The 26,653-nt window shown below is 48.4% G+C and carries 25 protein-coding genes and 1 rRNA gene; 10 read left to right on the forward strand and 16 right to left on the reverse strand.

Features of this window, described 5'->3' with window-relative positions:
• Window positions 1-75: 75 nt before the first annotated feature.
• The 3 genes from H6F72_RS13445 to ndhC are packed head-to-tail and all read right to left on the reverse strand — an operon-like array spanning window position 76 to window position 1,713.
• Window positions 76-618, reverse strand: a complete 543-nt coding sequence (locus H6F72_RS13445) for an NAD(P)H-quinone oxidoreductase subunit J (protein ID WP_190436116.1) — start codon at window positions 616-618, stop codon at window positions 76-78.
• Entirely contained in the window at window positions 611-1,354 is a 744-nt protein-coding gene (locus H6F72_RS13450; protein WP_190436119.1) for an NADH dehydrogenase subunit K, read from the reverse strand. Before H6F72_RS13450 ends, H6F72_RS13445 begins: the two co-directional genes overlap by 8 nt.
• Window positions 1,351-1,713 (reverse strand): photosynthetic/respiratory NAD(P)H-quinone oxidoreductase subunit C, encoded by a 363-nt coding sequence (gene ndhC / locus H6F72_RS13455; RefSeq protein ID WP_190436122.1) that lies wholly within the window; start codon window positions 1,711-1,713, stop codon window positions 1,351-1,353. Before ndhC ends, H6F72_RS13450 begins: the two co-directional genes overlap by 4 nt.
• A 455-nt stretch (window positions 1,714-2,168) precedes the next feature.
• Between ndhC and H6F72_RS13460 the strand changes: the two genes are divergently transcribed.
• The 6 genes from H6F72_RS13460 to H6F72_RS13485 all read left to right on the forward strand — a co-directional run bounded on the left by H6F72_RS13460 (window position 2,169) and on the right by H6F72_RS13485 (window position 4,485).
• Window positions 2,169-2,504 carry a rubredoxin gene (locus tag H6F72_RS13460; RefSeq protein WP_190436126.1) on the forward strand — a complete coding sequence of 112 codons (336 nt, stop codon included), beginning with the start codon at window positions 2,169-2,171 and terminating at the stop codon, window positions 2,502-2,504.
• Between the two features lie 102 nt (window positions 2,505-2,606).
• The gene (locus H6F72_RS13465; protein ID WP_190436129.1) at window positions 2,607-3,617 is read left to right on the forward strand and encodes a photosynthesis system II assembly factor Ycf48; all 1,011 of its coding nucleotides are present in this window, start codon (window positions 2,607-2,609) and stop codon (window positions 3,615-3,617) included.
• A 137-nt stretch (window positions 3,618-3,754) separates the two neighbouring features.
• Window positions 3,755-4,000 carry a cytochrome b559 subunit alpha gene (gene psbE / locus H6F72_RS13470; protein WP_190436132.1) on the forward strand — a complete coding sequence of 82 codons (246 nt, stop codon included), beginning with the start codon at window positions 3,755-3,757 and terminating at the stop codon, window positions 3,998-4,000.
• Window positions 4,001-4,026: 26 nt separating this feature from the next.
• Window positions 4,027-4,161: a cytochrome b559 subunit beta gene (gene psbF, locus H6F72_RS13475; protein WP_190436135.1), complete on the forward strand. Its 135-nt coding sequence runs from the start codon at window positions 4,027-4,029 to the stop codon at window positions 4,159-4,161.
• A gap of 8 nt (window positions 4,162-4,169) precedes the next feature.
• Complete coding sequence (locus H6F72_RS13480) at window positions 4,170-4,295, forward strand: photosystem II reaction center protein L (protein WP_190436139.1); 126 nt, start codon at window positions 4,170-4,172, stop codon at window positions 4,293-4,295.
• Window positions 4,296-4,365: 70 nt separating this feature from the next.
• Window positions 4,366-4,485, forward strand: coding sequence for a photosystem II reaction center protein J (locus H6F72_RS13485; RefSeq protein WP_190436142.1), 120 nt, complete (start codon window positions 4,366-4,368; stop codon window positions 4,483-4,485).
• 161 nt (window positions 4,486-4,646) lie between these two features.
• Here the strand turns inward: H6F72_RS13485 and psaI are convergent, their stop codons facing one another.
• The 6 genes from psaI to H6F72_RS13515 all read right to left on the reverse strand — a co-directional run bounded on the left by psaI (window position 4,647) and on the right by H6F72_RS13515 (window position 10,494).
• Window positions 4,647-4,763: a photosystem I reaction center subunit VIII gene (gene psaI / locus H6F72_RS13490; RefSeq protein WP_190436145.1), complete on the reverse strand. Its 117-nt coding sequence runs from the start codon at window positions 4,761-4,763 to the stop codon at window positions 4,647-4,649.
• 167 nt (window positions 4,764-4,930) lie between these two features.
• On the reverse strand, window positions 4,931-7,543 hold the full coding sequence (locus tag H6F72_RS13495; protein WP_190436147.1) for a hypothetical protein: 2,613 nt from the start codon (window positions 7,541-7,543) through the stop codon (window positions 4,931-4,933).
• Between the two features lie 220 nt (window positions 7,544-7,763).
• Window positions 7,764-8,435: a hypothetical protein gene (locus H6F72_RS30240; protein WP_242016917.1), complete on the reverse strand. Its 672-nt coding sequence runs from the start codon at window positions 8,433-8,435 to the stop codon at window positions 7,764-7,766.
• 22 nt (window positions 8,436-8,457) lie between these two features.
• A complete protein-coding gene (locus H6F72_RS13505) occupies window positions 8,458-8,820 on the reverse strand; it encodes a YtxH domain-containing protein (RefSeq protein ID WP_190436148.1) in 363 nt (120 codons plus the stop codon).
• 207 nt (window positions 8,821-9,027) lie between these two features.
• Window positions 9,028-9,360 carry a hypothetical protein gene (locus H6F72_RS13510; protein WP_190436151.1) on the reverse strand — a complete coding sequence of 111 codons (333 nt, stop codon included), beginning with the start codon at window positions 9,358-9,360 and terminating at the stop codon, window positions 9,028-9,030.
• Window positions 9,361-9,537: 177 nt separating this feature from the next.
• The gene (locus H6F72_RS13515; protein WP_190436154.1) at window positions 9,538-10,494 is read right to left on the reverse strand and encodes a PRC-barrel domain-containing protein; all 957 of its coding nucleotides are present in this window, start codon (window positions 10,492-10,494) and stop codon (window positions 9,538-9,540) included.
• A gap of 297 nt (window positions 10,495-10,791) precedes the next feature.
• Between H6F72_RS13515 and H6F72_RS13520 the strand changes: the two genes are divergently transcribed.
• The 3 genes from H6F72_RS13520 to H6F72_RS13530 all read left to right on the forward strand — a co-directional run bounded on the left by H6F72_RS13520 (window position 10,792) and on the right by H6F72_RS13530 (window position 14,207).
• Window positions 10,792-13,029 (forward strand): S-layer homology domain-containing protein, encoded by a 2,238-nt coding sequence (locus H6F72_RS13520; protein WP_190436157.1) that lies wholly within the window; start codon window positions 10,792-10,794, stop codon window positions 13,027-13,029.
• A 203-nt stretch (window positions 13,030-13,232) separates the two neighbouring features.
• The gene (psb28, locus tag H6F72_RS13525) at window positions 13,233-13,568 is read left to right on the forward strand and encodes a photosystem II reaction center protein Psb28 (RefSeq protein WP_190436159.1); all 336 of its coding nucleotides are present in this window, start codon (window positions 13,233-13,235) and stop codon (window positions 13,566-13,568) included.
• A gap of 129 nt (window positions 13,569-13,697) precedes the next feature.
• Window positions 13,698-14,207: a molybdenum cofactor biosynthesis protein B gene (locus tag H6F72_RS13530; RefSeq protein ID WP_190436163.1), complete on the forward strand. Its 510-nt coding sequence runs from the start codon at window positions 13,698-13,700 to the stop codon at window positions 14,205-14,207.
• A 76-nt stretch (window positions 14,208-14,283) separates the two neighbouring features.
• Here the strand turns inward: H6F72_RS13530 and ctpB are convergent, their stop codons facing one another.
• A complete protein-coding gene (gene ctpB / locus H6F72_RS13535; RefSeq protein ID WP_190436166.1) occupies window positions 14,284-15,642 on the reverse strand; it encodes a carboxyl-terminal processing protease CtpB in 1,359 nt (452 codons plus the stop codon).
• Between the two features lie 492 nt (window positions 15,643-16,134).
• On the opposite strand from ctpB, the gene H6F72_RS13540 reads away from it, so the two are divergent.
• Entirely contained in the window at window positions 16,135-16,833 is a 699-nt protein-coding gene (locus H6F72_RS13540) for a YdcF family protein (protein ID WP_190436169.1), read from the forward strand.
• Window positions 16,834-16,876: 43 nt separating this feature from the next.
• Here the strand turns inward: H6F72_RS13540 and recJ are convergent, their stop codons facing one another.
• The 6 genes from recJ to rrf all read right to left on the reverse strand — a co-directional run.
• A complete protein-coding gene (gene recJ, locus H6F72_RS13545; RefSeq protein WP_199299071.1) occupies window positions 16,877-19,324 on the reverse strand; it encodes a single-stranded-DNA-specific exonuclease RecJ in 2,448 nt (815 codons plus the stop codon).
• A gap of 75 nt (window positions 19,325-19,399) precedes the next feature.
• Window positions 19,400-20,932: an HlyD family efflux transporter periplasmic adaptor subunit gene (locus H6F72_RS13550; RefSeq protein WP_190436175.1), complete on the reverse strand. Its 1,533-nt coding sequence runs from the start codon at window positions 20,930-20,932 to the stop codon at window positions 19,400-19,402.
• A 361-nt stretch (window positions 20,933-21,293) separates the two neighbouring features.
• Window positions 21,294-24,320, reverse strand: a complete 3,027-nt coding sequence (locus H6F72_RS13555) for a peptidase domain-containing ABC transporter (protein ID WP_190436178.1) — start codon at window positions 24,318-24,320, stop codon at window positions 21,294-21,296.
• Window positions 24,320-25,072, reverse strand: a complete 753-nt coding sequence (locus H6F72_RS13560; protein WP_190436181.1) for a peptidylprolyl isomerase — start codon at window positions 25,070-25,072, stop codon at window positions 24,320-24,322. Before H6F72_RS13560 ends, H6F72_RS13555 begins: the two co-directional genes overlap by 1 nt.
• Before the next feature lie 495 nt (window positions 25,073-25,567).
• On the reverse strand, window positions 25,568-26,203 hold the full coding sequence (locus H6F72_RS13565; protein WP_190436184.1) for a calcium-binding protein: 636 nt from the start codon (window positions 26,201-26,203) through the stop codon (window positions 25,568-25,570).
• Between the two features lie 337 nt (window positions 26,204-26,540).
• Window positions 26,541-26,653 (reverse strand): 5S ribosomal RNA (gene rrf / locus H6F72_RS13570); the annotation flags it as partial.

Below are 26,653 nucleotides of genomic sequence, written 5' to 3' on the forward strand. Positions count from 1 at the left end.
CCCCCATCCCCTCTCCTTGAAGGAGAGGGGTGCCGTAGGCGGGGAGAGGTTTAAATTGTTCGCAGCAAACTCAAATTAGTAAGCGTCTTGCAACTCGTAGAAGTCGGGCGAGATATAGTCTTTGCGGAGCGGCCAGCCCACCCAATCTTCGGGCATCAGCAGGCGCTTCAGGTCAGGGTGTCCCTCGTAGACAATGCCAAACATGTCAAAAGCTTCTCGCTCTTGCCAGTCGGCAGTCTTCCAAATCCAATAGACGGAGGGAATTCTGGGCTCTTCGCGAGGGAGAAATACTTTAATTCTCACTTCGTCTGGGCGATCGCTGTAGTCACTGACCTTGGTGAGGTCATAGAAGCTAACTAACTCTTGCCCAGGCCCCGCGTCATATCCACCTTGGCAGCGGAGGTAGTTGAAGCCATAAGCATAAAGAGCAGTCGCGATCGGAATCAGAAAATCGCGATCGACCTTGAGCATTTCTACGCCAGAGCGATCAGGCCCTAAGGACTCATGCTCAAATCCGTTCTCACTCAGCCACTTGGAGATTCTACCAGCCTCGACGATAGGAGCTGGTGTCTGAGCCTGTTCCGCTCCATTTTCAGGGGCATTAGATTCTTCAGCCACGACGAATTTCCTCCTTCTCTGCGGCTTTCAAAGCGGGTGGAACGGGTAGGCCCATTGCTTCTGTAAGTTCCTTAGGTGGCGCTTGACGACTTGGAACTTGCAGATAAGTCCCCGTCGTGATGTCAGGCACCTGCTTCATCTTGTGAGCAATGCTGTAGTAGCGATGAGTTTGGCCCTGCTTGCCGCGCTCTTGCATCGAGTCATTGGCGATTTTCTTTCTCAGCTTGATGATTGCATCGATGATTGCTTCTGGACGTGGGGGACAACCGGGTAAATAGACATCGACAGGAATCAACTTATCCACGCCGCGCACTGTGGTAGGCGAGTCTACGGTAAACATTCCACCCGTAATTGTGCAAGCACCCATTGCAATCACGTACTTCGGATCAGGCATCTGCTCGTACAAACGGACTAAAGCGGGAGCCATCTTCATGTTGATCGTGCCCGCAGTGATAATCAAATCAGCTTGACGCGGGCTAGAACGCGGAATTAAACCAAAGCGATCGAAGTCAAAGCGGGAGCCGATGAGAGCCGCAAATTCAATAAAACAACAGGCAGTTCCATATAACAGAGGCCACAAGCTAGAGAGGCGCGCCCAGTTATAAAGGTCATCTACAGTCGTTAAAATGACATTCTCTGACAGCGCTTGCGTCACTTGGGGACGCTCAATGGGGTTGATAATTTGTTCATTTGGCTGCAAAATTCCGCCATTTTGAGCCGCATCTTTGGGACTCATGACCATTCCAAAGCTCCTTTACGCCAAGCGTAAACTAGACCAATCACGAGAATCGCAATAAAAACTAGGGCTTCGATAAAAGCTAGCAACCCCAATTGGTTGAACGCGACGGCCCAGGGGTACAAGAACACTGTCTCTACGTCAAAGATGACAAAGACTAGGGCAAACATGTAGTAGCGAATGTTGAACTGAATCCAGGCACCCCCAATGGGTTCCATCCCTGACTCGTAGGTGGTGCGACGCTCAGGACCTCGGAGCCGAGGGCGCAATAACTTAGACGCGCTCAGGGCCAGGACAGGTACCAGGCTACAGATAATTAAAAAGCCTAAAAAGTACTCGTAACCACTAAGAACAAACACTGCTAATAACTACCGCTTTAGTGAAAGAACTTGCGCTGCTTTTCATTTACATTTTGACACGCTCACCGTAAACTGGAGCGCCTTATGAGGTGGCTCGACAGAAACTGCCGAGTTCATCCTTCAGTCAAGCTAAATTGGCCTTAGGACTCAACCCACTTACCCACTTCTTGAGTATAAATTCCTGGTGCATCACTCCACTCAATACATTTACTGCATCGTAAATCTCTTTTGCTGGCTGCTCTAAGAGTGGCAGGGTGCCATTACAAGTAAGCCATAGAGTTGGTTTCAGAATTTTTATAGTTAGCACTTGGTGGGAAACGACAGGCACATGACAGGAAGATTAACAGGGTGTGTCATAATCTTTAACAGATATTTTAAGGAAGAGATCTTTTATATAGATCTTCTATATAGATCGTTGGCCTAGATCAAATCCTCACCCCTCTGTTTTTCTCGTCATGAGCACTGAAGCTGTTGATCCTCAATCTCTAGACCGCCATGAGTGTAGAGCATGTGGCTATGTCTACGAACCGGTGAAGGGGGATGACAAGCGTCAAATTCCCCCAGGAACTGCTTTTGAAGAGTTGCCTGCTGATTGGCGCTGTCCAGTTTGCGGTGCCAAAGTTACACAGTTTACAAGTGTTGGACCAGCAGGTGCCGCTTCCGGTTTTCGGGAAAACTTAAGCTATGGCCTTGGAGTCAACCAACTCACCCCTGGGCAGAAAAATTTACTAATCTTCGGAGGTTTGGGGCTGGGGTTCTTACTGTTTCTCAGCCTCTACGGTTTGCAGTGAAGGAATGGAGCGCCCTCAGCAACGCGATCGCGGCTCCTTGAGCTCCTTCATTGAAACACCAAACATTATTGATCAAACATTCCAGGGATAGGCTGAAGCGAGATGAACTCGATTGTGAGAACACTGAAACGAATTGTAATGTTGCTAGCCGTAGTTATTCTATGTGCTAGCTGCGCTAACCGATATTTAAGCTCTTTGGATTACAACCCTTGGCAGCTTGTCCAACTGCCAACCGATGCCACGATCGCAGACATCAGCTTCGCGAGCGATCGCAAGCATGGGTGGGTAGTTGGCAGCAACTCTACCCTGTTGGAAACTAACGACGGCGGCGAAACGTGGGAACTTCGCAGCCTCAATTTAGGCGATCAGAAGTATCGCTTTGATTCAGTTAGTTTCAATGGCGAAGAGGGATGGATTGCTGGACAACCTGGTCTCTTGCTCCATACCACCGATGGGGGTAAATCTTGGGCACGAATTCCCCTCAGTGCCAAACTCCCCGGTTCTCCGAATACAGTGTTGGCCCTTGGTCCCCAAACGGCTCAAATGACTACCGATATTGGAGCCATTTATCGCACTACAGATGGCGGTAAAAATTGGAAGGCTGAAGTTCAGGAAGCTGTGGGTGTGGTCCGCAACATTTCTCGCTCTAGCGATGGCCAATATGTCGCTGTCTCTGCCAAGGGTAATTTTTACTCTGTTTGGCGACCTGGACAAGAAGCGTGGGAGCCACATAACCGCAATAGCTCTCGTCGAGTCCAAAACATGGGCTTCACGCCAGATGGTCGCCTGTGGATGCTAGCGCGGGGTGGCCAAGTTCAATTTAGTGAAGCCAATGACTTCGAATCTTGGCAGACCGCAAACAGCCCAGAATCCGCGACTAGTTGGGGATTTTTGGACCTGGCTTACCGAACTCCAGACGAGCTTTGGGTGAGCGGCGGCAGCGGCAACTTGCTTTGCAGCTTAGATGGTGGCAAAACTTGGCTCAAAGATCGAGATGTGGAAAATATTCCTGGTAATTTCTACAAAGTGGTCTTCCTGAGTCCTGACCAAGGATTTGTCATTGGACAAAGAGGTACCTTACTCAAGTATCAAGCCTCAGTGAAGTCTGCTTAATCATGAGTTTGCTTGACAATTGTGCAGTCATAAGCAGTCGAAATTAGCTCTTTCAGCAGATGACTTGCTTGTGACTGTTTCTATCGTTCCGTATGATAGTACTTAAGCTTTGTGTTGTTGTCAGAGGAGAAATCTGAATGTCCGGTACTACTGGTGAGCGTCCATTTTCCGACATTATTACTAGCATTCGCTATTGGGTAATTCACAGTATTACAATCCCTGCATTATTTATTGCAGGCTGGCTCTTTGTCAGCACTGGTCTAGCATATGATGTGTTTGGTACTCCTAGACCCAACGAGTACTTCACTCAGACTCGTCAAGAAGTGCCAATTGTGCAAGATCGCTTCGAGTCAAAAGAGCAGATCAATCAATTCCTCAAGTAATTGTTTTCAAACTTTGGTTCTAGATCATGACTACCAATACTCCCAATCAACCCGTTTCTTATCCGATTTTTACAGTTAGATGGCTGGCTGTTCATACCCTAGCCGTGCCAACCATCTTCTTCTTGGGCGCGATCGCATCTATGCAATTTATTCATCGGTAGGAAAAGAAATGGCAGATCGGTCTTCTAATAACCCTAACAAGCAGCCTGTTGAGCTAAACCGTACTTCACTGTACTTGGGGCTACTGCTGGTTTTCGTTTTGGGTATTTTGTTCTCCAGTTATTTCTTCAACTAACTGGATGTAAGCTAACTGGCTATTGTTTAATCGGCCAGTTTTATTCAATTTTAATTAGGAGGTAAAAGCTGTGTCTGGAACTGGAAGAATTCCTCTGTGGGTTGTTGCTACTGTTGCAGGTCTAGGTGCCATTGGCATTTTAGGACTTTTCTTTTATGGAGCCTACGCTGGCTTAGGTTCGTCTGTTTGATTCACCCAAAAGCTGGTTTTAACTCAGAATTTTCTATCGTCTCAAATTTTTGACATCTGCTTGTCTAAAACTCAGCGTAAAAAACCACCTACCCTTTAGAAGTAGGTGGTTTTTTGTTATGAGAGTTTTTATGGTTTGGCTACTTTTAATTCAGTACCAAACTAGATGCCTGAGGGATCTTCGCGCTCGATATAGATAAACAGAAAAGCCATTGCCACGGCAGGAAAGAGTAAACCTACAGCGGGGACTAGGATTGAGGGCAAAAATGAAGCTGCCATAGAAAAGTTTCCTATCTAAGATTGCACAATTCCAAGACCGAATTTACTGTGAATCGATGGCTAAATTTCTATCTGCTAAAGATTTTTAACAAAAATGTGACTAGCCAGGAGTTAGAGCACAGATCAACCTAGAATATTTTGCGTTTCACTGTCTTTGGCATCATCCCTTAGTCCCATTCTGGATATGACAAGGTAGGCGTATCAGGCGGCACCACCATTCTAGTAGCTACCACTTTGTGACTCTCCCTTTGAGTTGCCATTTCGATCGCGATCGCTTCAAACTGAATCTCTAAGCTGCCGAAGGGTACGGTCATTTGAGTGGTTGCTTCTAAATCTCCTAGCCCAGTCGGTGTAAAGTCAACCAGCCAACGGGGGCCATCTAGGAGCGATCGGGTTTGGCGATCGTTAACCCAAAGCTTGACATAAATTCGGCAGGGTAAATCTGGCATTCTGACTCGCACAGATACTGACTTACCAGAAACCAACTCCCCAGTTTGGACTTCCAGTTGAGGATTAGGGACGAGCGCATCTGGATCAAGTAAAGCAGGGCTAAGCACTTCGGGGGTGGGTTCAGCAGGTAGAGCCGTTGCGATGACTGGATCATCCTCGACGACAATTTCTTGAGCAACCCACTGATCTTCTGGAGGTCTTGCGGTCGGATGGACAATCATCTCGCTGTTTTGAGGTGCCGCCAAGCTATCAGATGACAGGCCCAAATTGTGATCAGTTGCTGAATTAGGTGCTAAGTCAGCTTCAGAGAGGGGTTCGGCTAAATCGGCTAAATCAGCGGCGCTGGATGAATCAGTATCATCCTCCTTCAACCACTCTGAGAGGTTTGCATCTGAAGCTAGAGCATTCAGCCGAGCCCAGAAACGCTCCTGAAAATTCAAAGATTGAGAGCTAGTCTCTACCGCAGGCTCACTCTCCTCTGGAATCGTTGCAGTCTCAGCCAACTCGTCATTAGACAAGTCTACTGTCACTGTCGTATCTATCTCTGCAACAGCTAGGTCAACGTCTCCTAAGTCAGAGTCAAGCTCTCCTAAGTCAGAGTCGAGATCGATGAAAGCTAGAGATGGTTCTAGCTGCATGTCTTCCACAATTGTTGCAGAATCATCAATTTCTGAGATATCTGCTTCTATCCCTGCTTCTGCGGGCAGTTCACCTTGGCCTGGATGCAATCCTCGAATCACGGGCAGGGCTGGAGTCTTAGCAGCTTCCGATTGATGGGAGTGATAGATTTGGGGCGGGAGCGGCGAACCTGTCGAGGGTTGAATGTAGAATGGCGGCTTATCTTGCGATTGCTCTCCAACCTTTAAGAAGGAGAGATTTAAATAAGCCCGCTCTGACGGTTGAGTGTCTGTAGTAGAGTCAGCAGGTTCAAGTTCGGGCTCAGCCTCAGCCTCTAACGTTGCAGGCGAAGGTAAATCCAACAACTGAGCTTCACTCAAGTCGGCAGCGATCGCATCTAGCAACTCGTCTACATCTGCGGTGAGCGTAAAGGACTGGCTGGCGATCGCTGTGTCCATCGATTCTGAGCGGGTCGATTCTGCGCTAGCTGAATCCGGGTCTACGGTCGTGACGGCTGAGCGGTAGAAACCAGCTTCTCCGAGCAACAAGCGGGTTCTGCAACTTAAGGGAATTTCGAGTGTGCAGCTGAATGAATAAGGCAACTGTGGGTTGGCGACAGGCTGCCGCACCTCAACCAAAATTTGACCGCTTTGGGGATCGCGCAAGCCAACATATAATTCTCCCTGACCCGAACGAACTTCAGCCGGAAGACTAGCGATCGCCGCTGTAGCAATTTCTGGCTCTTGCAATTCAATGCGACCAGACAACGTAAAAGGCTGTCCCCATGAAGTCATATAGGCAGCTTCAGCCAGTACTAGTTGTAGCGGTAAACTTGCTGACTCGGCTGTTTCTAGCAGCGGATCAGGAGTCGCAGGTATCGCAAAATCCCCTAAAGCGGGGGAATCAGCTTCTGTCTCTGACGGAACCGCGATCGCAGATGGCGGAACATTCTCATGATCAGGGTTCGCGATCGCGGCACTAACTTGATATTCGTCAGGACTTGCTTCGGGTAAGAGGCTGGCTTCCGCTTCTGAGATTCGCTCAGCAATGTACTGCAACTGTTCTACAGAATAGTCAGTGACCTCAGTCAGGTGGTGCGTACTATTTACAATCTCTGGTGTATTAGGCGTTGGCGCTGCTTCTGGCGTTGCTTCTACAGTAGGCTCAAATTGGACAGCAACTTCCGGTTCTACCGTGAGTGCATCTGGTTCTGGCTCAGGTTCGACCTGATGCTGAGTTGGCTCTTGATCTAGATCAGCAACTGTCGCTGTAGTAAATGCTGAGTTTGATTGTGAGGAGGATTCTGTCGTTTCTTCATCCTGCATTTCCCACTCAGGATCCCAATCCGTCTCAGACTCAAACTCCTGAGGTAATACTTGTAGACAAACCATATGTTGCCAGCTTTGGCCCATAAAGTCTGACATCAGATCGCCCACGCAACGAATTTCCCATAATCCGGGTTTCATCCGGGTAAAGGGAAAAACCACCATCAATCCGTCTTTATTGGTGCGGCCAAATCGTTTTTGCGCCCGTCGCTTAGGCGATACTTCGTCGTCAATTTGATGCGTGATTCGGATTTCGACGCTTGTATTGGCGCGGCTAGAGCGTGCAACCACTCGATAGCGTCCCTCTAAGATTTCCACATCGGGGGACTCTAGAGGTAGCCAGGAGCGATCGCCCTCTTTCTGTAGTAGAAATTCCCAGTATTCCATCTCAACCCTCGGCAAGGGGATGCCCACCACACGTTACTTAAGGTGGTGAATTAGTTTGGCGGCAAAAAAGACTGCTGGGTTAAATTAGCAGTCCTAGTTGCGACAGGATCGCTCCAGAAGCAATCTAGACGTTTCTGATCGCATCGTTGAACTTTGGTTTTAAGTCTATCCCACTCCCGATCATTCCGCTTGGTCTCATGGCATTTTTCTTAACTGAAACTCACCATTCCACAGACTTCTCTTCAGACTCCGCAGATTCTGGTTGGGGCGAAGTTGACTCTGGCAGTTCTCGCCTTGGCGGATAGTTATGGTTGGTATTTTGTAGCCGAGTTTCTTCTCGAAGGCGATCGCTTTCTAAGTTAGATGGACGCTCTTCTAATGGCGAAGCTGGCCGACTCACTTCTCCAAGTTCGCTAAGAGCATCAGAGGTAGACCGAGCATTATAGCTACCGCTCTGCACATCCAGGGGCGATCGCGAAGGAGGAGGCAAACGCCCCATGGAGCGACGACCACCAGCGGCACCAGTAGGGGTTCGACTAAACGTGCGCCATGCCGCTTTCATGCCTGCAAAAACGCTACGAGTAGTAGTCTGAGCTTTTTGGACTTGCTTCCGAGCACCATCAAAACTCTGGTCTACTTGTTTGACGACTTGACCCGCACTCTTCACGCCTTCGCTCATGTCATCTGTCAGATCACTAATCTCTAACCCAGTCAGGCGAATCGATTCTAGAGTGGGAGGCAATTCCCGGGAGAGGGTGTCAAATAGTTTTTCAGCACTGCGAGCCGCCCTCGCTAATTCTTGAAGTGCTGGTATGGCTACAACTAAGACTGCTGCGAGACTCACGGCCACCAGTAGAATTGAAAGTCCTAGCCAAAAAATGGGATCAATCACTGAACTCTGCCTACTCTACAAGTTAGTGAATTTTATCGAACGCATCATGTTTAGGTAGATCGGATTCAGCCGCTTCCGAAGCTGGCACTTGCTCTAATACCTGTTGCTCACGCTGAGTTGCTTCGATCCCAGAGGCGATCGCTTCCTTCAGGCGTCCTAGTGTTTCATCCCAACTCCGCAGAGCTGACTCTGATAGGCGATCGGCTTGGAGTTGCACACTAGTAGACAAATCCTCTGCGAGTTCTGGTAAAGCATCCGCAGATTTCTTTAAGAGCTGCCGCGTCTCCCGTCCTGGCCGAGGAGCAATCAATAAACCGGTCACTGTTCCAACAGCAGCTCCTAACAGTAGACCTCCAATGAATGATCCGGAACGGTTGTTCGACATTGTCTGGCTTCTACCTTTCAATAACTAGCGGATTAATCTAACTGAATTTGATGCCACCTAGCTTGTGATCAGGTGGAACCGCCCCGATTTTACCGGATTGGCTCTCTAGAAGCTGCATCCTGCTTAGCACTCTTTGGGCGTTTAGACACTTAAATCAGCGTTCTATGCTTCACTACACATTAATCTATCTCATGGTTTAGCTATCAGCTAAAAACGCTTTTTCGGTATTCTTGGTCGCTGCGATCGCCTGACCTGCTGCCGCCAAACACCCTGACCCAAACTTATCAGACCTAAAACTTGCTGCACTTTCTGCAATTGCAATTCTAATTTTTGGTACTGTTGTCGCAACTGGTTCACACCTCGCTGCCCTTGCAAAATTCCAGTAGGAGCACCATATAAGACGCTATGGGTACTACGCTCAGAAGCTGTTAGAGCATTAGCTACTTGAGCCAAGGTGCGACGCAATTTCCAAATCTGCCAAGCTGCATAGAAGCAAAAGCAGCTAATCAGGAGATTAATTACTACTACGGTGATCACCATCGCCACACCTCCTAACCCGCGATGCCCCAATCGTTACATAGTTCTTGCCGCTGTAACATCTGCTAGCGAGACTAGTCGCCGGACTTACACCAGAACTTAATACAGCATGATAGAGCTGCAAAAGTAAAAATCCGGAGAGCCAGAAGTTGCGATAGCCTGCCCTATAGAAAATAGAATCTACTGTGCAGATTCTGAAGGCTTTTCCGGGCTGACATCCACAATTACTTCAGTGGTGTGAGTCGGCTGGGCAATAACAGAGGTATCCGGTTGAACTGAGACAACAATTTCAGGTTCAGCGCGATCGCTAGCATTGGCTTTTGCTTGCTCCGCTAAAGCTTGAGTTTTGTCTTTGACTTGTTCGCCTAACAGTTGCGCTCGGTCTTTAAGAGTCTCTTTGAGTGTTTGGCTTTTCTCTTGGGCTTGCTCCGCTAGGGTTTGAGTTGTGTCTTTAAGCTGTTCACCCACCGTTTGCGCTTGTTCTTTTGCCTGAACACTCAGGGTTTGTAGTTGTTCTTTAGCTTGGCTAGTAATGGCTTGAATCCCGCCCAGCCAAGACTTCACATCTTGCTTCGTTTGTGCGTAATCTGACTGTAAAAAGCTACTAACCTTAGCAACTTTATGTCTAAGACCCTCGGTGTAGATAGAAATCTCTTGAGCCGCATTATTGGAGATCATGACCCGCTTGCTGCCCAAGCCCAAAATCATGGATGGCTGTAACAGGTAGCTGCCATCTGTCAGGCTACTCCAGCCTCGTGCCACAAACAGATATTGAGTAATTTCTCCAGTCGCAGGGTCAAATAAATAGTCCGTCAGCTTGCCAATCTTACTGCCAGCATCGCTCCAGACTTCTCGTCCAATCAAGGAATCAATCGGTTTAATGTCCTCAGGATTGACGCTGGTGTGACTAGAGTTAACGACAATGCTATCTGTGCCAAATGCCTCAATTTGCACCAGGGTAAACATTTGTTTCTTACCCTTCAAAAACCCGGTCGTGCAGATAATGCCCATGACTCGATGCAATTCTGGCACCATCCAAATTTGATCGACTCGACCCAGTTCTTCTGCGGTCTCTCGATCGAGTACTAAACGGTTGAGAAGCTCGCCTTGTCGGGCGATCGCTTGTGGAGAAGCCATAAAGACCTCAAAAATAGATGCGCTTTCCCAGCAGTATAGCTTCTGGATTCAGAAACTTTTAAGAATCGCTACAGAGCCCAGCAGCCATGCCTTTAGATGTTGGCTAGAGGACTTAAAGAGCCGTGAGGTATCAGCCACTCTCTATCAAGATGAAAAACTGCCCCTAAAATCGACTTGCACACCTTGTAGCTCTCTAGTACGTCACCAGCTTTTGGGGGTTCTAACTCCGACCAACAAAATTAACGTGACGCAATACATAGGTAAGTGCTCTTAAAGATTGCGGATAGGTGCAAAGTCATGGTTCAATCGGCTCCCGGCTCGATCTTGTATGTCAATCCTACAGCAGGTAATGATGCTGCCAATGGTAGTCAAGCTACTCCCTTCAAAACTCTAAAGCGAGCCTTACAGCAAGCCCGTGGTGGAACTACTATTCAGTTAGCAGCAGGCACCTACAATGCTGCTAATGGAGAAGTGTTCCCGCTCGTGATTCCCGCAGGTGTGGCGCTTGTAGGCAATGAAAGTAATAAAGGTAGTGGAGTTTTGGTTGAAGGCAGCGGCGAATATATCAGCCCTACCTTTGCGCGGCAAAACATTACCCTACGGCTCGAGAACACAGCCCAACTGCGGGGTGTCACCGTTACCAACCGAGCCCAGCGTGGCACTGCCGTTTGGGTAGAGTCTACAGCTCCCACAGTTGCTAACAGTACGTTTACTAACTGTGCTCGCGAAGGCATTTTCGCCACCGGGACAGCGAATCCCGTCATTATAGACAACGTGTTTTTTCAAAATGCCGCCAGTGGCATCTCGCTGGTGCGGAACGCAAAAGGTGAAATCCGTCGTAATGTTTGTCAGAAGACAGGCTACGGCATTGCCATTGGAGATAACGCTGCTCCTCTAGTCGTTGATAACAGAATTTTTGAAAATCGTTCTGGGGTCGTACTGTCTGGTCAAGCCAATCCTGTACTTCGCAGTAACGTCCTGGAAAAAAACACCAGCGACGGCCTGGTCATTACGAATACTTCGTTGCCAGATTTGGGTAAAAGCCAAGATCCGGGGGGCAATATCTTTAGAGACAACGGTTCGTTTGACTTACACAATGCCACCAAAACCACTCTGATTTCCGTCGGCAATCAATTAAACCCCACCCGCGTTCAAGGTCTGATCAACTTTGTGGCCAGCGAGGTTCCCACTCCTACCCCAACTCCAGTTCCAACTCCGACACCAACACCTATTCCTGTTCCGACCCCCACTCCCACGCCTACGCCAGTTCCAACTCCGACGCCTATTCCCGTTCCCACACCCACTCCCACGCCTACGCCAACCCCAGTTCCGACACCCACTCCAACTCCGACGCCCACTCCGAATCCCGTTGGCTTGACTGATATTACAGGTCATTGGGCCGAAGGGTTTATTCGAGGGTTAGTCAGTCGTGGCATCATTAGCGGCTTCCCCGATGGTACCTTCAAGCCTGGAGCCAGCATTACCAGAGCCCAATATGCTGCGGCGATCGCTAAAGCGTTTAATCTACCCAACAAAAAAGAAGCGACTGATTTTGCGGACGTTCCGGCTGATTTCTGGGCCAAGGCAGCAATTCAGAAAGCAGCTCAAATGGGATTTGTCTCTGGTTTTCCAGACAACACCTTCCGACCTGATCAAAACTTGACGCGAGTTCAGGCGATCGTGTCTTTGGTCAGCGGTTTAGGGTTTACAGGTGGTAACACCAATATCTTGCTGGTCTATAGCGATCGCGCCCAAATTCCTAGTTATGCGACCGATGAAGTAGCTACAGCAACTCAGCGCCGCATGGTGGTGAATCAACCGCAGGTGAATCAACTAGAGCCAATGCGAGACATCAACCGAGCGGAAGTCGCAGCCTTGCTCTACCAAGCTTTGGTGGCTCGTGGTGAAGCCCCAGCGATCGCCTCTAACTTTATTGTCAACCCAGATCAAGCGACCCCCTCCTTCACCGATATTCAAGGTCACTGGGCGGCGGATTTTATTCGCGCACTAGGTGGTCAAGGACTCATTAGCGGCTTTGAAGATGGTTCCTTTAAACCAGACGCGAAGATGAATCGGGCGCAATATGCGGCTCTGCTCGTCAAAGCCTTAAATCCGCCTGCCGTCCGAGCCGCTACTAGCTTTAGCGATGTGGCCGCAGATTTTTGGGCCGCTAACGCAATTCAGCAAGCTTACCGGGGTGGGTTTCTTTCTGGGTTCCCAGATAATACCTTCCGCCCGAATGAGAACGTGCTGCGCGTTCAAGTGCTCGTTTCCTTGGTCAACGGCTTGAACTTGGGAAGTGGTGATGAAGCTGTATTGGGGATCTATAGCGATCAAAGTTCAATTCCACCTTTCGCCCGTGGTGCTGTTGCCACAGCCACAAAACGCCGGATGGTAGTGAACTTCCCCACCGTAGGACAGCTAAACCCTAACCGGGAGACAACTCGTGCTGAAGTAACCGCTATGGTTTATCAAGCCTTGGTCAATGCTGGGCGATCGCCTGCAATTAGCTCTCCATACATCGTTTCCGCTTAGGTCATCCCTGTAATGTTGTGTTGGCTAGGCTCTACCTATCCAGCACAACTGACCCGATCTTGGGTTTCCTTTGCCTATCTCTTGTCCTCTAGCCACTTCCCTTTATCTCTGCTTCCTCAACCGCCAACGAGTTTTGATTTAAGGCAACTGATCTATATGATTAAGAATAGTTAACTGTCCATTTAAGATTTAATTCTAAAGACATGGCTGAAATTCAATTTTCCAGAGGTATTACCGAAGATGCAGTGCCTGAAGTCCGTGTAACTCGTTCTCGCGACGGCAGTAATGGTACGGCGACGTTTTACTTTGAGCGACCTAAGGCTTTAAGCTCCACCAGCACTGAAACAATCACAGGTATGTACTTGATTGATGAAGAAGGTGAAATCTCTACACGTGAAGTAAAAGCAAAGTTTGTCAATGGTCAACCAGAAGCACTGGAAGCCTTCTACTATATAAAGTCCGTGGCAGAGTGGGAGCGCTTCATGCGGTTTATGGAACGCTATTCAGAAGAGCACGATCTTGGGTTCAGTAAGTCTTAATTGCCTTCTCTCATCCTCTAAAAAGCAGCCCATAGCCTGCCCTCATTCCTGCGTCGTCCATTGAAGATTTTGCAGCGGGCATAAGGATTGAGGGCAATTTAGATCCTGGCGAAGTGGAGAAAGAACTTCATGCCTCACCAGCCTCATCCTGATTCAGCAAATTTTGTTGTTCGTTGTGCGGTGATCACGGTCAGCGATACGCGATCGCTCGCAGACGATCGCAGTGGTCAGGTAATCCAGCAGTTGCTTCTAGCCGCAGGACATCGAGTTGTTGAGTACAGGATTATTAAAGATGAGCCTGGGCAAATTCAAGCGCAAATCAAAGCTTTCAGCCAACAAGCAGAGCTCGATGTAGTAATTTGCAACGGTGGCACCGGAATTGCTCCCAGGGACACCACCTATGACGCGATTGAGCAACTCTTAGAGAAGACGTTACCTGGCTTTGGCGAGCTATTTCGCTGGTTGAGCTATCAAGAAATTGGCTCACGGGCGATCGCTTCTAGAGCCGTAGCAGGCGTTTACCAAAGCAAGCTGATCTTTTCCGTTCCAGGTTCCACTAACGCGGTTACGCTCGCTATGCAAAAGCTGATTCTGCCAGAACTGGTACATCTAGTGAGCCAGCTGCGGCTACAGCCTTAAAGTACCACGCAACAATTAAGCGCTCCCCTAGAGAAGCGCTTAACTTTTAGACCTTTAAACCTGGAATTTAGACAAGTTATTGCACATTAGAGCGACAAGTCAGACCTGGAATCAGACAATTATTGCGGCTTTGACGTTGAGCGGCAGTTGGTTGTTTGACCTTCGCGAACTCTGCTTCTAGCACATTCAAGGCTCGCAGATACTGAGGATCATCTTTAGTGCCGATTAGCTTCGGGTTAGAAGCTAACTTCTGACGTTGGGAATCACTTAAGTCAATCTTGATGTCAGGAGTAATTCCCTTCTGGCTAATGTCAGTGCCATCCGGGGTGTAATAGTGAGCAATTGTGACAGCCAGCCCAGAACCATCAGACAGAGAATGCACTGACTGGACTAGAGCTTTACCAAAGGTTTGACTACCCACAACAGTCGCACGTCCATTATCCTTCAGCGCCCCCGTCAAAATTTCACTGGAGCTAGCAGAATTACCATCCACCAAAACTGCGAGAGGTAGTTTGGTCAGGGCAGTACGATTAGCGGCTAATTGCTCGTTCTCACCTTTGCGATTGACGGTACGGACAATCGAGCCAGAGTCCATCCACATGCGAGAAATGTCAATGCTCGCTTGCAACAAACCACCAGGGTTACTCCGCAAGTCGAGGACAAAGGCATCTACCTTTTGGCCCGTCAAGTCCTGAATCGCTCTCCGCATTTGCTGGGGAGCATGAGCACTAAATTCATTTAAACGAATGTAGCCAATCCGCTTCTGGCCTTCCTGCCGCAAGCTATAACGTACGGTCGGCAGCTCAATCCGAGCCCGCTGTAAAGGTATATCAAAGGCAGACTTTGTATCTCGGTCAATTCGTAGAGTGACTTTAGTGCCAACATCGCCTCGAATCAGATTAGAGGCATCTTCTACGCTCATGCCTTTCGTAAGCTTGCCATTAATCGCCAAAATGCGATCGCCCGCTTGAATTCCCGCTTTTAGAGCTGGAGAGTTTTCAATCGGTTCTACTACGGTCAGAATTTTAGTTTTCTCGTTGAGTTCCAACCGAATCCCAACACCTGAAAGCTCCCCGGAAGTTTGGCTATTTAGCGCTTGGTACTGCTTCGGGTCCATGAAGCGGGTGTAAGGATCTTCGAGCTGCTCCAAGGATTTGCGTAGAGCTGTATAAGCTTCTTCCCGGGAAGTATAGTTCTTACCTAGCAAGCTCTGGCGGACTGCCTGCCAATCTTTCTGGTTAAAAGTGCCATCCACATACTCACTATTCACAATCTGCCAAGCTTCATCCAAAATCGTTTTGGGACTATCTTGCAGAGCCGCCCGCACGGAGCGACTAAGACCAGGACCAAACAAAGTGAGGGTAGCGGCAGTAGCGATCGCCCCGCCACAAAGAGCAACTTGGAGCAGATGGAAATGTCTGGGGGACTGATTCATTGGAAGTTGGCTCAAATCGTTTAACTATCAGTGGCTCAGCAGTAAGGCTCTATATTCAGTAGCCCTAAGAAACAGAAGCGAAAATGCACCACAGTAAATGAGTTTCAAGGGGCTTGCGACGTCCCTATCTCCAGCAACAACTCCTCATGCGCGAAACTGTCAAAAGGTTGGACCACCCCTAAGACAATTAGCTTCAACATACCCAAACTACCGAGTTAAACTACGCTGAACATGTGACAGTTTAACCAGTGTCCACGCTCATCAAGGGGTCATTAAACCAAAGCTGACTAGGGGATGAAGCAATCGTAACGCATAGCAACTAAATCAAGTAGAAGAGGCAGAATACCTAAGAATCATAATAGTGTTGCCCGCCAGGATAGCATGAGGTGCAAGTTTTAAGAGTCAGTAAAGTTGCGGTGAATTGTTCATCTATAAAGGTGCAACTTTAAGGCATGAGATGCAAATTTGGTTCATTAAGGTTTTTTGCTAGACATGAAGCCGAAAAGCAAACGTCATAGAACTTCATACCACCAAGCTTGGCCCTACAAGCTCTGGGATCACCCCCTTAAAATTGGACTTTGGAGCCTCGGCTTACTGCTTGGCAGTTGGCTGTTAATTAACACGATAGCGTTGCGATCGGCAGCCTTGGGCCCAGTTAATGCTTTTTTCGTTTTAGGGGGTAGTATCCGTCGAGAAATTTATGTAACTGAACTTGCCAAACAACATCCTGAAACTCCTATCCTGATTTCTCAGGGTTCACAAGATCCTTGTATCTGGCTCATTTTTCAACGCTCCGAGGCTCCCATCAGGCAAGTTTGGCTAGAAAAGTGCGCTGATTCCACTTTCGATAACTTCTACTTCAATATTCCGTTGTTGCGGCAGTGGCAAGTCCACAAAGTTAAGCTGATCACCTCGGAGACTCATCTCCCTAGAGCTAAGTGGATGGCACAGATTTTGCTGGGAGCACATGGTATTTGGGTAGAGCCAGATATCGTTAAAGAAGAAGGCGTACCTGGCAATCGTGAGTCTTGGCTCAAAACTAGCTTAGATGTAGCGCGGAGTATAGTCTGGGCTATAGTCAGCCAAGTTCATACGCCTAAGTGCGCTGATGTGATTCCGCTGAGCGATGTCAACATTCAGGAGTGGCAACAGCAAGGATTTAAGTGTGAATATCAAGGTAAGGTCCAGTAGAGCTTTTAGCCAGATTTCAGGACACAAAGGCTAAAGTATAGAACTACTCAGTTAGCTGTGGCTGAGGTGAGCGATGAGCTTGTAGCAAGATTGTTTGATGAGCTACGGCTTGGAGCGTTGAGAGTGACACCTGATAGAAGTATTGGCGGCGAAACTGCTCTTCTTGAACCACGCCTAGGAATTGCTGGACTACTTCTGTTAATTGCATCTCGACAGAGGTAAGGTCCACTTTCGCTTGATACTCGACTCGAAACCCTTGATCTGAATGAGTGACAGCAAAACCTAAAAGGTGCAGGGCTTGAAAGCCTAGTTGTAGTGGGCGATCGCCGATCCCCAACTTTTCATGCAACTGGCTTAGAGTGGCAGAACCACCCGTACGGCTGAGATATTTAGCAATGCCAATTAACTGCTGCCAAATCTGAGTCGGGGCAACCAAGCTGGGTGATGGATAAGCGATCGCCAACCGTTGCCCTTCTTGCACTGCTCGACGAAACCAGGCTTGCAACTCTGCCCAATTAGTTGGGCATTGAGTCATGAGCAATACATCTGTATCTGGTGTAGTGGGCTTAAGATCCTCTCGCCAGTCCACCAGCCAATCTGCGGGCTGTGGAATTTCGCTTAGTAACGCTGCGTTGCTGGCAGGCAACACCTCTAACAAACGGACTTCATAGTGTGGGGTCTGTCCACGTCGTCGGTTTTCGTAGGTATTGAAGTCTAGCTCTACAACAACGTCACAGCGCCCGGAAGGAAGTTCTTCTTTGTAGTGCCCCCACCAAACTCCTGGAAAACAAATGGAAGTAGAGTCATCGCGTAGCACAAACTCTGTTTTAATGTACTGGACTTTCCTACCTTGCCAGTCTTGGCTGTTACGGTGCCAAGCCCGCTCAAACCAACAATTCTGCATCAGGAGCTTGGGAACAGGATTACCCATCCCACAAGGTTCCAGCAGCTTAAGTTCGCGGAATAAAGTCTTGCCCAACTCTGCTACTGTAACCACGAGGTCTGCTTGATTGGCAGAAGCTGGAGAAGTAATGCCACAGTTTTGCTGGCGTAGTTGACGATTGACAGCTTCAGTAAATAGGGGAAGGTTAGCCACTGGCAGACTCAAGCCCGCCGCAAAGGGATGTCCCCCAAAGCTATGGAGTAAGTGAGCTTGATCTTGTACTAGCTGGTAGAGATCAATTTGATTTACCGATCGCGCCGAGCCTCTAGCCAAAGCTGAAGACTGCGATCGCCCCTCCGTAATTGAGCTGGGTGTCACCAAATCAAGATCTAGCGAATCAGCATTGAGCAGAATTGTGGGGCGACCGTATTCTTGAGCGATTTGCCCAGCGACCAGGCCCAAAATTCCAACGGGCCATTGAGTATCGACCAAGACAATCACACTCGTTGTTGACAAGTCCAACTGAGACAATCTGTCTTTGACTTGGTAAGTAACTTCCCGCTGTAGAGCTTTGCGCCGCATATTGGCTAGCTCGGTTTCCTCAGCCAACTGCTGACAACGCTGCTCGTCCCGACTAGTGAGCAATTCTACACAAAAATGGGCATCTCCTTGAATCCGGCTAACGGCATTGATGCGAGGACCAAGCCCAAAGGAGATATCAGTGGGGCGATCGCCACTTTTCTTACACAGCTCTAGTAAACGCGCGATCCCAGGCCGAGCAGGCTTTACTCCAGCCTCATGGTTGATCAGGTGCTGCTGTAGCTGCTCAATGCCTTGCTGAGCGAGGTAACGGCAATCTCCGGTGAGCTGGACTAAATCAGCAATTAAGCCAATCGCCACCAAATCTAGTAGATGCGTCAGTGATTGCTGCGGCACCTCTGGCCAGGTTTGGTAGAGGGCTTCCACCAACTTATAGGCGATAGCTACACCGGAGAGATGCGCCAAAGGATGAGTTGGCAGCAAATAGCGCGGATTGATGATTGCTGTGACGGCGGGTCGCTCAGATGGCAAGGTGTGATGATCGGTAACGATCACATCCATACCTAAGGTTTGGGCATACCGAATTTCTGCCAGATTGGTGCTACCCGTATCGCAGGTGACAACCAACTGACATCCTTGTGCTGCTAGGCGATCAAGCCCTTGAGGAGAAAGACCGTGAGACTCAATCAGGCGGTTGGGGATGTAGTAAATCAGGCGATCGCCCTGACTAAAAAACTGACCTAAGCCATCCCAAAGTACGGCTGTGGCTGTAATGCCATCGGCGTCAAAGTCACCCCAAATAGCAACAACTTCATCTTGATTGCGAGCTTGCTGTAAGCGCCCGACTGCCCATTGCATCTCCTGCCCAAACTCAAACGGACTCGTCGGTTGGTAAAACTGTGGGTGCAAAAAGCCAGCAAGTTTCTCTGGATCTCGAATTCCTCGTTGCCACAATAACTGAGCTGCATAGTGCCCAGGCAACCCTACAGCCTGCTGTTGTACAGCCTGCACAAACCAAGCGGGTGTCTTAGCCATAGCTTGACTAGCACCTACTGAGGATATTTGCATGGGCTGTGCTTGCTGCTCCAGCATTTAAGTAATTAAGCCGTTGAGTCAATTGCGCAGAGTGACTGCCACAACAGATTATCTGATCGCTTTCATACCATCCAGCTGCTTAGCAAATAAGTCAACAAAGATACTCATCACTGTGCGTTGGCGGATCTTGATATTAGTGCTGACAGACATACCTGACTGTAATGCCACTTCTCGCCCTCGGACTCGCAGCGTTTGCTCATCTAGAGTGATCTTGGCAGGGAAGCTATAGTACTGCCGAATTTCGTCGGGGGGTAGGGCATCAGAGCCAACCGAGGTTAGCTTACCTTTAATATCCCCAAATTCACTAAAGGGGAAAGAATCAATTCTGACATCTACATCCATGCCTTCTCTAATAAAGCCAATATCACGGTTCGTGATATACACTTTGGCTACTAGATGGTCAGTAGGGACAATCTTGAGCACAGGTTCGCTAGGGTTAGCTACAAAGCCAGGACCGCCCGCTTTGACATCAAAAACAAGGCCGTCTGTCGGAGCCTTAATGTCTTGATACTTCAACGTCAGTTGGGCTTGACTGAGTTGGCTATTGATTTCGTCAATTCGTTTTTCGTTTTCAACGATCGCCTTGGTCAACTGGCTGTCAATTTCCGCAATGCGTTGCTCGTTATTCGCCATCAGAGTCAAAACATCTTTTTGCGTCTGAGAAACGGTGTTTTGCAGTTGTTGTTGAGCTTGAGCGATCGCAAACTGTAACCGTTGTTGTTCTTGGCCCAAACGCTCAACTTCAGCTTGACCTGAGCGAACTTCTTGTTCTTGCTTCAGGTATTGAATTTTGGCAATCCCGCCTTCTTCATATAACGGTCGAATGCCATCTAGAATTCGCTGGTTCACCCCCAAACTATCTCTGGCGTTGGCTAAAGACACTTGGTTTTGACTGTACTGCCGCTCTAACTGTTTAGTTTCTAACTGGGCGGCGGCGGCGCGTGAGTTAAATTCATCTCGACTGGACTGCAAACGAGCCAATTGCTCAACTGAGAAGTTGCCTCCTTGGGCAGCCCCCGGAAGCTGAGCGCGATACAGTTGATTTTCTGCCAAGAGATTGACGCGGCTCTTAGTCAGAGAGGCAATTTCTGCGGGTAGTTTCAGCGCGATCGCGGCCTGATCTGTAGTAGCGGGAGACGCTAAGCCAGCAAGCTGAGACCGATAAAACTGATTTTCCTGCATCAAGGCCATGCGAATATTCAGCAGTGATTTCTCTTGGGCCTTCGCTGCGGTGGGGTCAAAACTGAGAAGCGTTTGCCCTTGCTTAACGCGATCGCCTTCCTTGACATAAATTTCTTTGACTACCCCTGCAACCGGAGCTTGTACTTCTTTTACAGCACCTTGAGGTTCTAGCTTGCCCTGAGAGCTCACCGCCTCCTCAATCTTGGCTACACAAGCCCAAATGATTGAAGCTGTAGTGACAGCGACGATACTCCAAACAATGGCTCGTGACCAAGTGGCAGGTTGCTGAAGCACAACGGGTTGGTCAAAAGTCGTTGATTTCGCTGAATAAGAAGCTACTTCTGGGGTGGGAGGTAGCTGTTGATTCAACTTGGCTCCATTTTGCTGGTTAATCGTCATAAACCTAATGAGTGATAGGGAAGGTGGCGCAATTCAAGGGCGGTAGCAAAGGGGGATTTGCCAGCACCAGCAACGTAGCAATCAGACTTCGCTTAAAACTTTTAGAACTTAGTCCTGTTGTTAGCGTGCCCTTTAGCCTGCCAAGATTTGCAAAAACTGAAAATCAATTGCTGCAATATTGACCTTTAGAGGGTAGTCTTCTCCTCTCTTTTAGCAATTTCGCTTCACTTCAGGAAATAGCCTACTGAGAAAGTTTGATGAAACTTTACGGCTACGCCTTAACCGTTACGTGATTAAAAAAGAGAGATAGCGATCGCCACCCCCACTTTCTATTTTCAAGCTCTGTCTTAAGGGCAACAGCCTACATTTGCGACTCTTGTTGTTGATAGAGGCAGTAGTAACGGCCTTTGATGCCCATGAGTTCTTCGTGAGTTCCTGTCTCAACAACCGAACCCCGATCCATCATCAAAATCATGTCCGCATTCTTAATTGTGCTGAGGCGGTGCGTGATGAAGAAAACAGTGCGATCGTGGAATGCATCGGCTAGGTTCAAGCAGACTTGCCGTTCAGTGTCATAGTCCAAGGCACTGGTTGCTTCATCCAAAATCAGGAGCCGAGGATTTTGTAGCACTGTCCGAGCGATCGCCACCCGCTGCCGTTGGCCACCCGAAAGGGCTGATCCCCGCTCACCTACACGAGTGTTATAGCCATTCGGTAAAGTCATGATAAAGTCATGAGCCGCCGCCACTTTAGCCGCAGCGATAATCTCTTCAGAAGTGGCATCTGGCTGAGTTAGAGCAATGTTTTCCTGCACAGTGCCATCAAACAGTAGTGGCTCCTGTGGCACAATCCCCACCTGTCGCCGCAGGGAATATAGCTCCACCTTGTTGATATCGTAATTATCAATCAAGATACGCCCAGAATCAGGTTCATAGAGACGCGGCAGCAACTTCATTAAAGTACTCTTACCCGAACCACTCTGCCCCACCACACCCACAAAAATCCCCGCAGGAAATTCAATGGTGATGTGGTTGAGTTGAGGCGGACTATTCTTGTTAAAACTGAAGACAATATCGTCGTACGTGACAGCCCCCTGGATCGTAGGCATTGGGATGTTCTGCCGATCCAGCTCATCTGCCTCTTGTGGGGTGTCAATAATATCGCTCAGACGCTCTAGCGAGAGAGCCGTTTCCTGGAAGTTTTGCCACAGCTGGGTTAAGCGCAGCAAAGGTGTGGTGACGTAGCCTGCAATAATTCGGAAAGCAAACAACTGCCCCAAGGTTAACTGGCCTGCAATCACGAGGTAAGCCCCTACCCAGAGAACCAACAGACCAGAAATTTTGTTGAGTAGGTTACTGGTCGCTCCAGCTGTCGTAGAAGTCAAGACCGTTTGGAACCCAGCGCTCACATAGCGAGCATAACGTTCTTGCCATTGCCAGCGCGATCGCAACTCAATGTTCTGAGCCTTGACTGTCTGAATTCCAGACATCACTTCCACTAAGTAGGACTGAGTTTCAGCGTTACGCTCTGCTTTAGCCCGCAACTGTCGCCGAATAATCGGAGAAACTAAAGCTGTGAGAATGGCAAATAGAGGAATTGTAGCTAGCGCGACGATCGTCAGCAGCCAACTGTAGATAAACATAACCACGATATAGATGACCGAAAACACGGCATCCAGCACCACAGTGAGCGCCGTTCCAGTTAAAAATTGACGAATATTTTCTAGCTCATTGATACGGCTAGAGAGTTCGCCCACTGGACGTTTCTCAAAATACTTCAGCGGCAATCGGAGCAGGTGGTCGATAATCTCTGAACCCAAAGCCATGTCAATCCGGTTGGTGGTGTCGACAAACAAATAGGTTCGCAAGCTCATTAACAGTGACTCAAAGAACGCCATCAGAATCAAGAAGATGCCGAGGACGTTTAAGGTATCCAAACTATTTTGAACCAACACCCGGTCAATGATGATTTGTAGCATCAAGGGGTTGGCTAAACTGAATAGCTGAACAAAGAAAGAAGCAATCAGAACTTCGATTAAAACCTTGCGATACCGAATCAGCGATGGCAAAAACCAACCGAGGCCAAACCGCTGCTTGGGCGTTTGTTTGGTAGGCTTTAGCAGTAAAACCTGACCTTCTTGTCCCCAGGCTTCTGCAAAGTCCGCTGGTTTCAGTCGCCGAATTCCTGTTTCTGGAACCGCCAGCACGATCGCCTTATCACTAATTTCATAGAGCACCGCGCAGCTATCTTGCCAACGAATCAAGGCGGGGGCTGGCAGACGGCTCACAGTCGCAGCAGGCACATTAACTAGTTGTGCATTCAGCCCCATCAGTTCTGCGATCGCGCCACAGACCTGTAAAGACATGCTGCCCGAGCGATCCATTTGGTTCGTTAGAACCCGTTGCACCACGTCTCGCCGGAAGGGTAATCCCAGATGCTGCGCCAACATCTGAAAACAAGCCAGAGTTGCATTGAGCGGTCCTCGCGCTCGAATGTAGGGATACTTCTGTTTTCCCTTAGCCTGTTGTGTAAGAGTCGCAGTCGAATCTCCCGGCACCCTTTCCGGTGCATATGGAATATCTACCTCTCCCGTATCCAGTTCAACCTCACCCTCTGAGAGGGGTAGTAGTTCAGCCGCATCAGTGAGTACCAAGGCTGAGCCATTGGTTTCTGGGTTCACCTCTCCCAGAACCGCAGCAGGAAACCCAACTAAGCGAGCCGCAGTCGGTCCCTCAACATTAATAAATGATTGAGCACCAGATCCATCTAGGCGGCTACCCACAGGATAGGTAGTCACAGTACCGCCGCCACTGACCAACCAAATGAGGCTAGAGTCGAGTTGGCTGAGCTGTGTCCTGCCTTTAGGCAAGTTCATGACTACAGCGTCCGGCCACACCTGCTGAGTAAAATCTTTGAGATTAGTAATTTTATTAATAGGTTGACGCTGTAGCTCTGCTCCGAGCAAATCGAAGCCTTCTACCAACGCACAACGTTGACGAAACGCAGCCGCAAACCCTGCTTCTTGCTCAAGCAGTTCCAGGAAGTCAGTAGTTGCAAGCGTAATACAAATCACTTCATTAGAAGCGATCGCCGTCTCACAAGGCATTCCGCGCAGAAGCCCTGCCCAACCTAAGACTTCCCCTGAATTTAACAACTTCAATGTACTGGGAAGTTGGGTGCGTGGGTCGTACCCCAAGTAGCGAGCTTGCCCTTCATACAGAATCGAAATCTGAATGGGCATTTTTTCTCGCACTAGGATAGCTTGCCCCATCCGATAACGCAGCAACTGAAATCGTGGCAGCAACCTCGTAATCGTAGCGAGAGGTAGTTGACTAAAGCCAGGTACAGTAGCTAAAAAATCTTGAATTGTGTTTGTAGTGTAAGTCATTAGGAAGCAGAAGTAGCAACAGCGCCCAAGGTGTTAGCAGAGTTAATCTGGTTGAGCTGCTCTTGCAGCCAATTATTAAAAAGTTCGTTTAGTAGTCGTTGGCGCATGGGTTCATCTAGCTGCGCCGGAATAAATTTTTCTAACCGCACAATGACTACCCATTCTCCAAGCTGAGTGGGTGGCCACAACTGTCCAGGCTGACTCATTGCTAGCACTTTTGCTAACTGGGGGTGAGGAGTACTCAACTCCACTGGACCAATCAACCCCCCTGTCTGAGCTTCAGGGCCTTGAGAATATTCTCTAGCTAAATCTGCGAAAGATTGCTCACCCTCTTGAACACGAAAGTAAAGTTCTTGGGCGATACCAACATCTTGGGTGCGAATAAGGGAGTAGATCACTTTGTCCATCTGCCCTTTTCTCTGGAGGAAGTAAGATTCTAGCTTGATTCCCCAGGTTGCCTGCTTAAATTTTTCAATTCTCAACCCGCGCTCAGTTCTAGCCTCAAACTCTTCTGAAGTCATTTGGCGCTGCGACAGCCAAGCTTGCTGAGCCGCTTCGGAGCCCAGCTGATTTTGAGCATAAAACTGCTGACAAGCCTGAGCTGTTTCCTCGGAAGTACAAGTATACGGAGTAATGACCTGATCGAGCAGCAACTCCCGTAGTAGTTGAGGTAATAGCTGGTACCGAGCCAGCAAAGGCAGTATTTCTGCGGCCGTAATGGCACGCTCCCCAACTTGTAGAATTACGGTCATATCGTCTTTCAGAGGGCTTTCCAAAACAAAATTTCTTTGTAAAGACATTAAGTAGCGGGGGCTAGAAAGCAATGGTCAGTAATCACTCGCAACTATGGAATATCAGTGAGGAGACATCATAGCTTTACTAAACAAGATACCCAGTGCAGTGGCAGTTCTCCCTAAGATATCCCCAGCGATCAACCGATTTCCAAAACTACTAACCGAAATTAATCAGCAATCGCGGTTAATCACCCTAACAGCTTTACAAGTAGATTTACGTACTCAGATTACCTAAATTTCAGTCTGGAACGACCTATACAAGGATGAAATTTGCATATTTTTCACAAATCGGCTTTATTGGCTTATTCAAGCTCTCTTGCATAGCAAGCTGTCTGTGAGTGCGATCGCCACAACAATCTATTTTGCTTGAAAAAATAGGAGAAGCAGTTAGCTAAGATGCCACTCCTCCTCCTACATTCAGGTTACAGAATTCAAGAATTTTAGGGTCTCTGTCTAACTAATCCCGAAAAATGAAACGTCAGGCAGATTAATGATTTGAAGGGATGGACTGTTTATCAAAGTTGCCAGCAACTCGTTTGTAGCTGCAACCCGAATCAAAGTGTCGCTCCCTAACTGAGTCATAGTGACTCCTTCAGAAGTCAAACCACCACCAAACTGAATTAAGTCAACCCCCTCCACAAAATCAGCGATCGTATCTGAACCCTCGCCAGGAGTCAGCACAAAAGTATCTTTGCCTTCTCCACCATAGAGAGTGTCTTCACCGCTGCCGCCATTGAGTACATCATCCCCCGCTCCGCCTAAAAGCTGATCATTATCAACGCCACCAAATAACTCATTATTACCAGTACTACCTATCAATTGGTCGTTTTCGGCACCGCCACTAATCATATCAACGGCAAAACTGGCCTGAGCATCACGCACTGTATAGCTAAAACTACTAGTACCTAAAAAGTTGGGTTTAGAAGGGTGTGCCAACGTGCCACGGTCGTTGTTTAGGAGCATGCTGTTGCTTGCAGAACTCAAGCGAGTGATCACCACAGGCAAGTAACCAACGACACTCGCTAAAGAGTTGGCAGGAACAGCAGCATCTTCACTCAGAGTTGGAATATTAGTATTTTTGATCGACATACGAGTTATTGGCGCAGAATAAAACGTATAGGTACTGTATCCAGTTTTCGCTCAATATGTATCTCTATTTTGTTCTAACTAACTTAGTCGATGATTTACAAGTAATTCTAAGAGCCGGAAGCTCTAACAATGATTAAAGCTACCCCTAAAAATCAGATTAGCACCCTAATATGGGTACAAAATACTCTTTACAGTACTGGCTTACGGCAAGAGTAAGCTTATAGAAATCAACCAGCATACCAGAACAGAAAACTTAATTAAGATTTTTGCCAGAATTGTTGCTATAAGTAAAGCTCCTCTTTGGATAAACCACAAGAGGAGCTTTACTCTATTATTGCCCTGGCATCGAGCTATTGTCCCGTGGGGCTGCCCCCAAAGTATCGTCGCCGCTACAGCGTTTCACCTCTGAGTTCGGGATGGGTCAGTGTGGTTCCACCGTGCCATGAACAC

Origin of the sequence: Trichocoleus sp. FACHB-46 (assembly GCF_014695385.1) — a bacterium.
In the GTDB taxonomy this organism is placed as follows: domain Bacteria; phylum Cyanobacteriota; class Cyanobacteriia; order FACHB-46; family FACHB-46; genus Trichocoleus.

Bases quoted from the DNA above. Each gene is read 5' to 3' on its own strand.
- H6F72_RS13510 (WP_190436151.1), bottom strand. From the start codon at position 9,360: ATGGTGATCACCGTAGTAGTAATTAATCTCCTGATTAGCTGCTTTTGC.
- H6F72_RS13540 (WP_190436169.1), top strand. From the start codon at position 16,135: ATGAAGCCGAAAAGCAAACGTCATAGAACTTCATACCACCAAGCTTGG.
- H6F72_RS13495 (WP_190436147.1), bottom strand. From the start codon at position 7,543: ATGGAATACTGGGAATTTCTACTACAGAAAGAGGGCGATCGCTCCTGG.
- H6F72_RS13520 (WP_190436157.1), top strand. From the start codon at position 10,792: ATGGTTCAATCGGCTCCCGGCTCGATCTTGTATGTCAATCCTACAGCA.
- H6F72_RS13450 (WP_190436119.1), bottom strand. From the start codon at position 1,354: ATGAGTCCCAAAGATGCGGCTCAAAATGGCGGAATTTTGCAGCCAAAT.
- H6F72_RS13530 (WP_190436163.1), top strand. From the start codon at position 13,698: ATGCCTCACCAGCCTCATCCTGATTCAGCAAATTTTGTTGTTCGTTGT.
- H6F72_RS13465 (WP_190436129.1), top strand. From the start codon at position 2,607: ATGAACTCGATTGTGAGAACACTGAAACGAATTGTAATGTTGCTAGCC.
- H6F72_RS13515 (WP_190436154.1), bottom strand. From the start codon at position 10,494: ATGGCTTCTCCACAAGCGATCGCCCGACAAGGCGAGCTTCTCAACCGT.
- H6F72_RS13460 (WP_190436126.1), top strand. From the start codon at position 2,169: ATGAGCACTGAAGCTGTTGATCCTCAATCTCTAGACCGCCATGAGTGT.
- H6F72_RS13560 (WP_190436181.1), bottom strand. From the start codon at position 25,072: ATGACCGTAATTCTACAAGTTGGGGAGCGTGCCATTACGGCCGCAGAA.
- H6F72_RS13480 (WP_190436139.1), top strand. From the start codon at position 4,170: ATGGCAGATCGGTCTTCTAATAACCCTAACAAGCAGCCTGTTGAGCTA.
- H6F72_RS13565 (WP_190436184.1), bottom strand. From the start codon at position 26,203: ATGTCGATCAAAAATACTAATATTCCAACTCTGAGTGAAGATGCTGCT.
- H6F72_RS13550 (WP_190436175.1), bottom strand. From the start codon at position 20,932: ATGACGATTAACCAGCAAAATGGAGCCAAGTTGAATCAACAGCTACCT.
- H6F72_RS13505 (WP_190436148.1), bottom strand. From the start codon at position 8,820: ATGTCGAACAACCGTTCCGGATCATTCATTGGAGGTCTACTGTTAGGA.
- ctpB (WP_190436166.1), bottom strand. From the start codon at position 15,642: ATGAATCAGTCCCCCAGACATTTCCATCTGCTCCAAGTTGCTCTTTGT.
- recJ (WP_199299071.1), bottom strand. From the start codon at position 19,324: ATGCAAATATCCTCAGTAGGTGCTAGTCAAGCTATGGCTAAGACACCC.
- psbF (WP_190436135.1), top strand. From the start codon at position 4,027: ATGACTACCAATACTCCCAATCAACCCGTTTCTTATCCGATTTTTACA.
- psaI (WP_190436145.1), bottom strand. From the start codon at position 4,763: ATGGCAGCTTCATTTTTGCCCTCAATCCTAGTCCCCGCTGTAGGTTTA.
- psb28 (WP_190436159.1), top strand. From the start codon at position 13,233: ATGGCTGAAATTCAATTTTCCAGAGGTATTACCGAAGATGCAGTGCCT.
- H6F72_RS13555 (WP_190436178.1), bottom strand. From the start codon at position 24,320: ATGACTTACACTACAAACACAATTCAAGATTTTTTAGCTACTGTACCT.
- psbE (WP_190436132.1), top strand. From the start codon at position 3,755: ATGTCCGGTACTACTGGTGAGCGTCCATTTTCCGACATTATTACTAGC.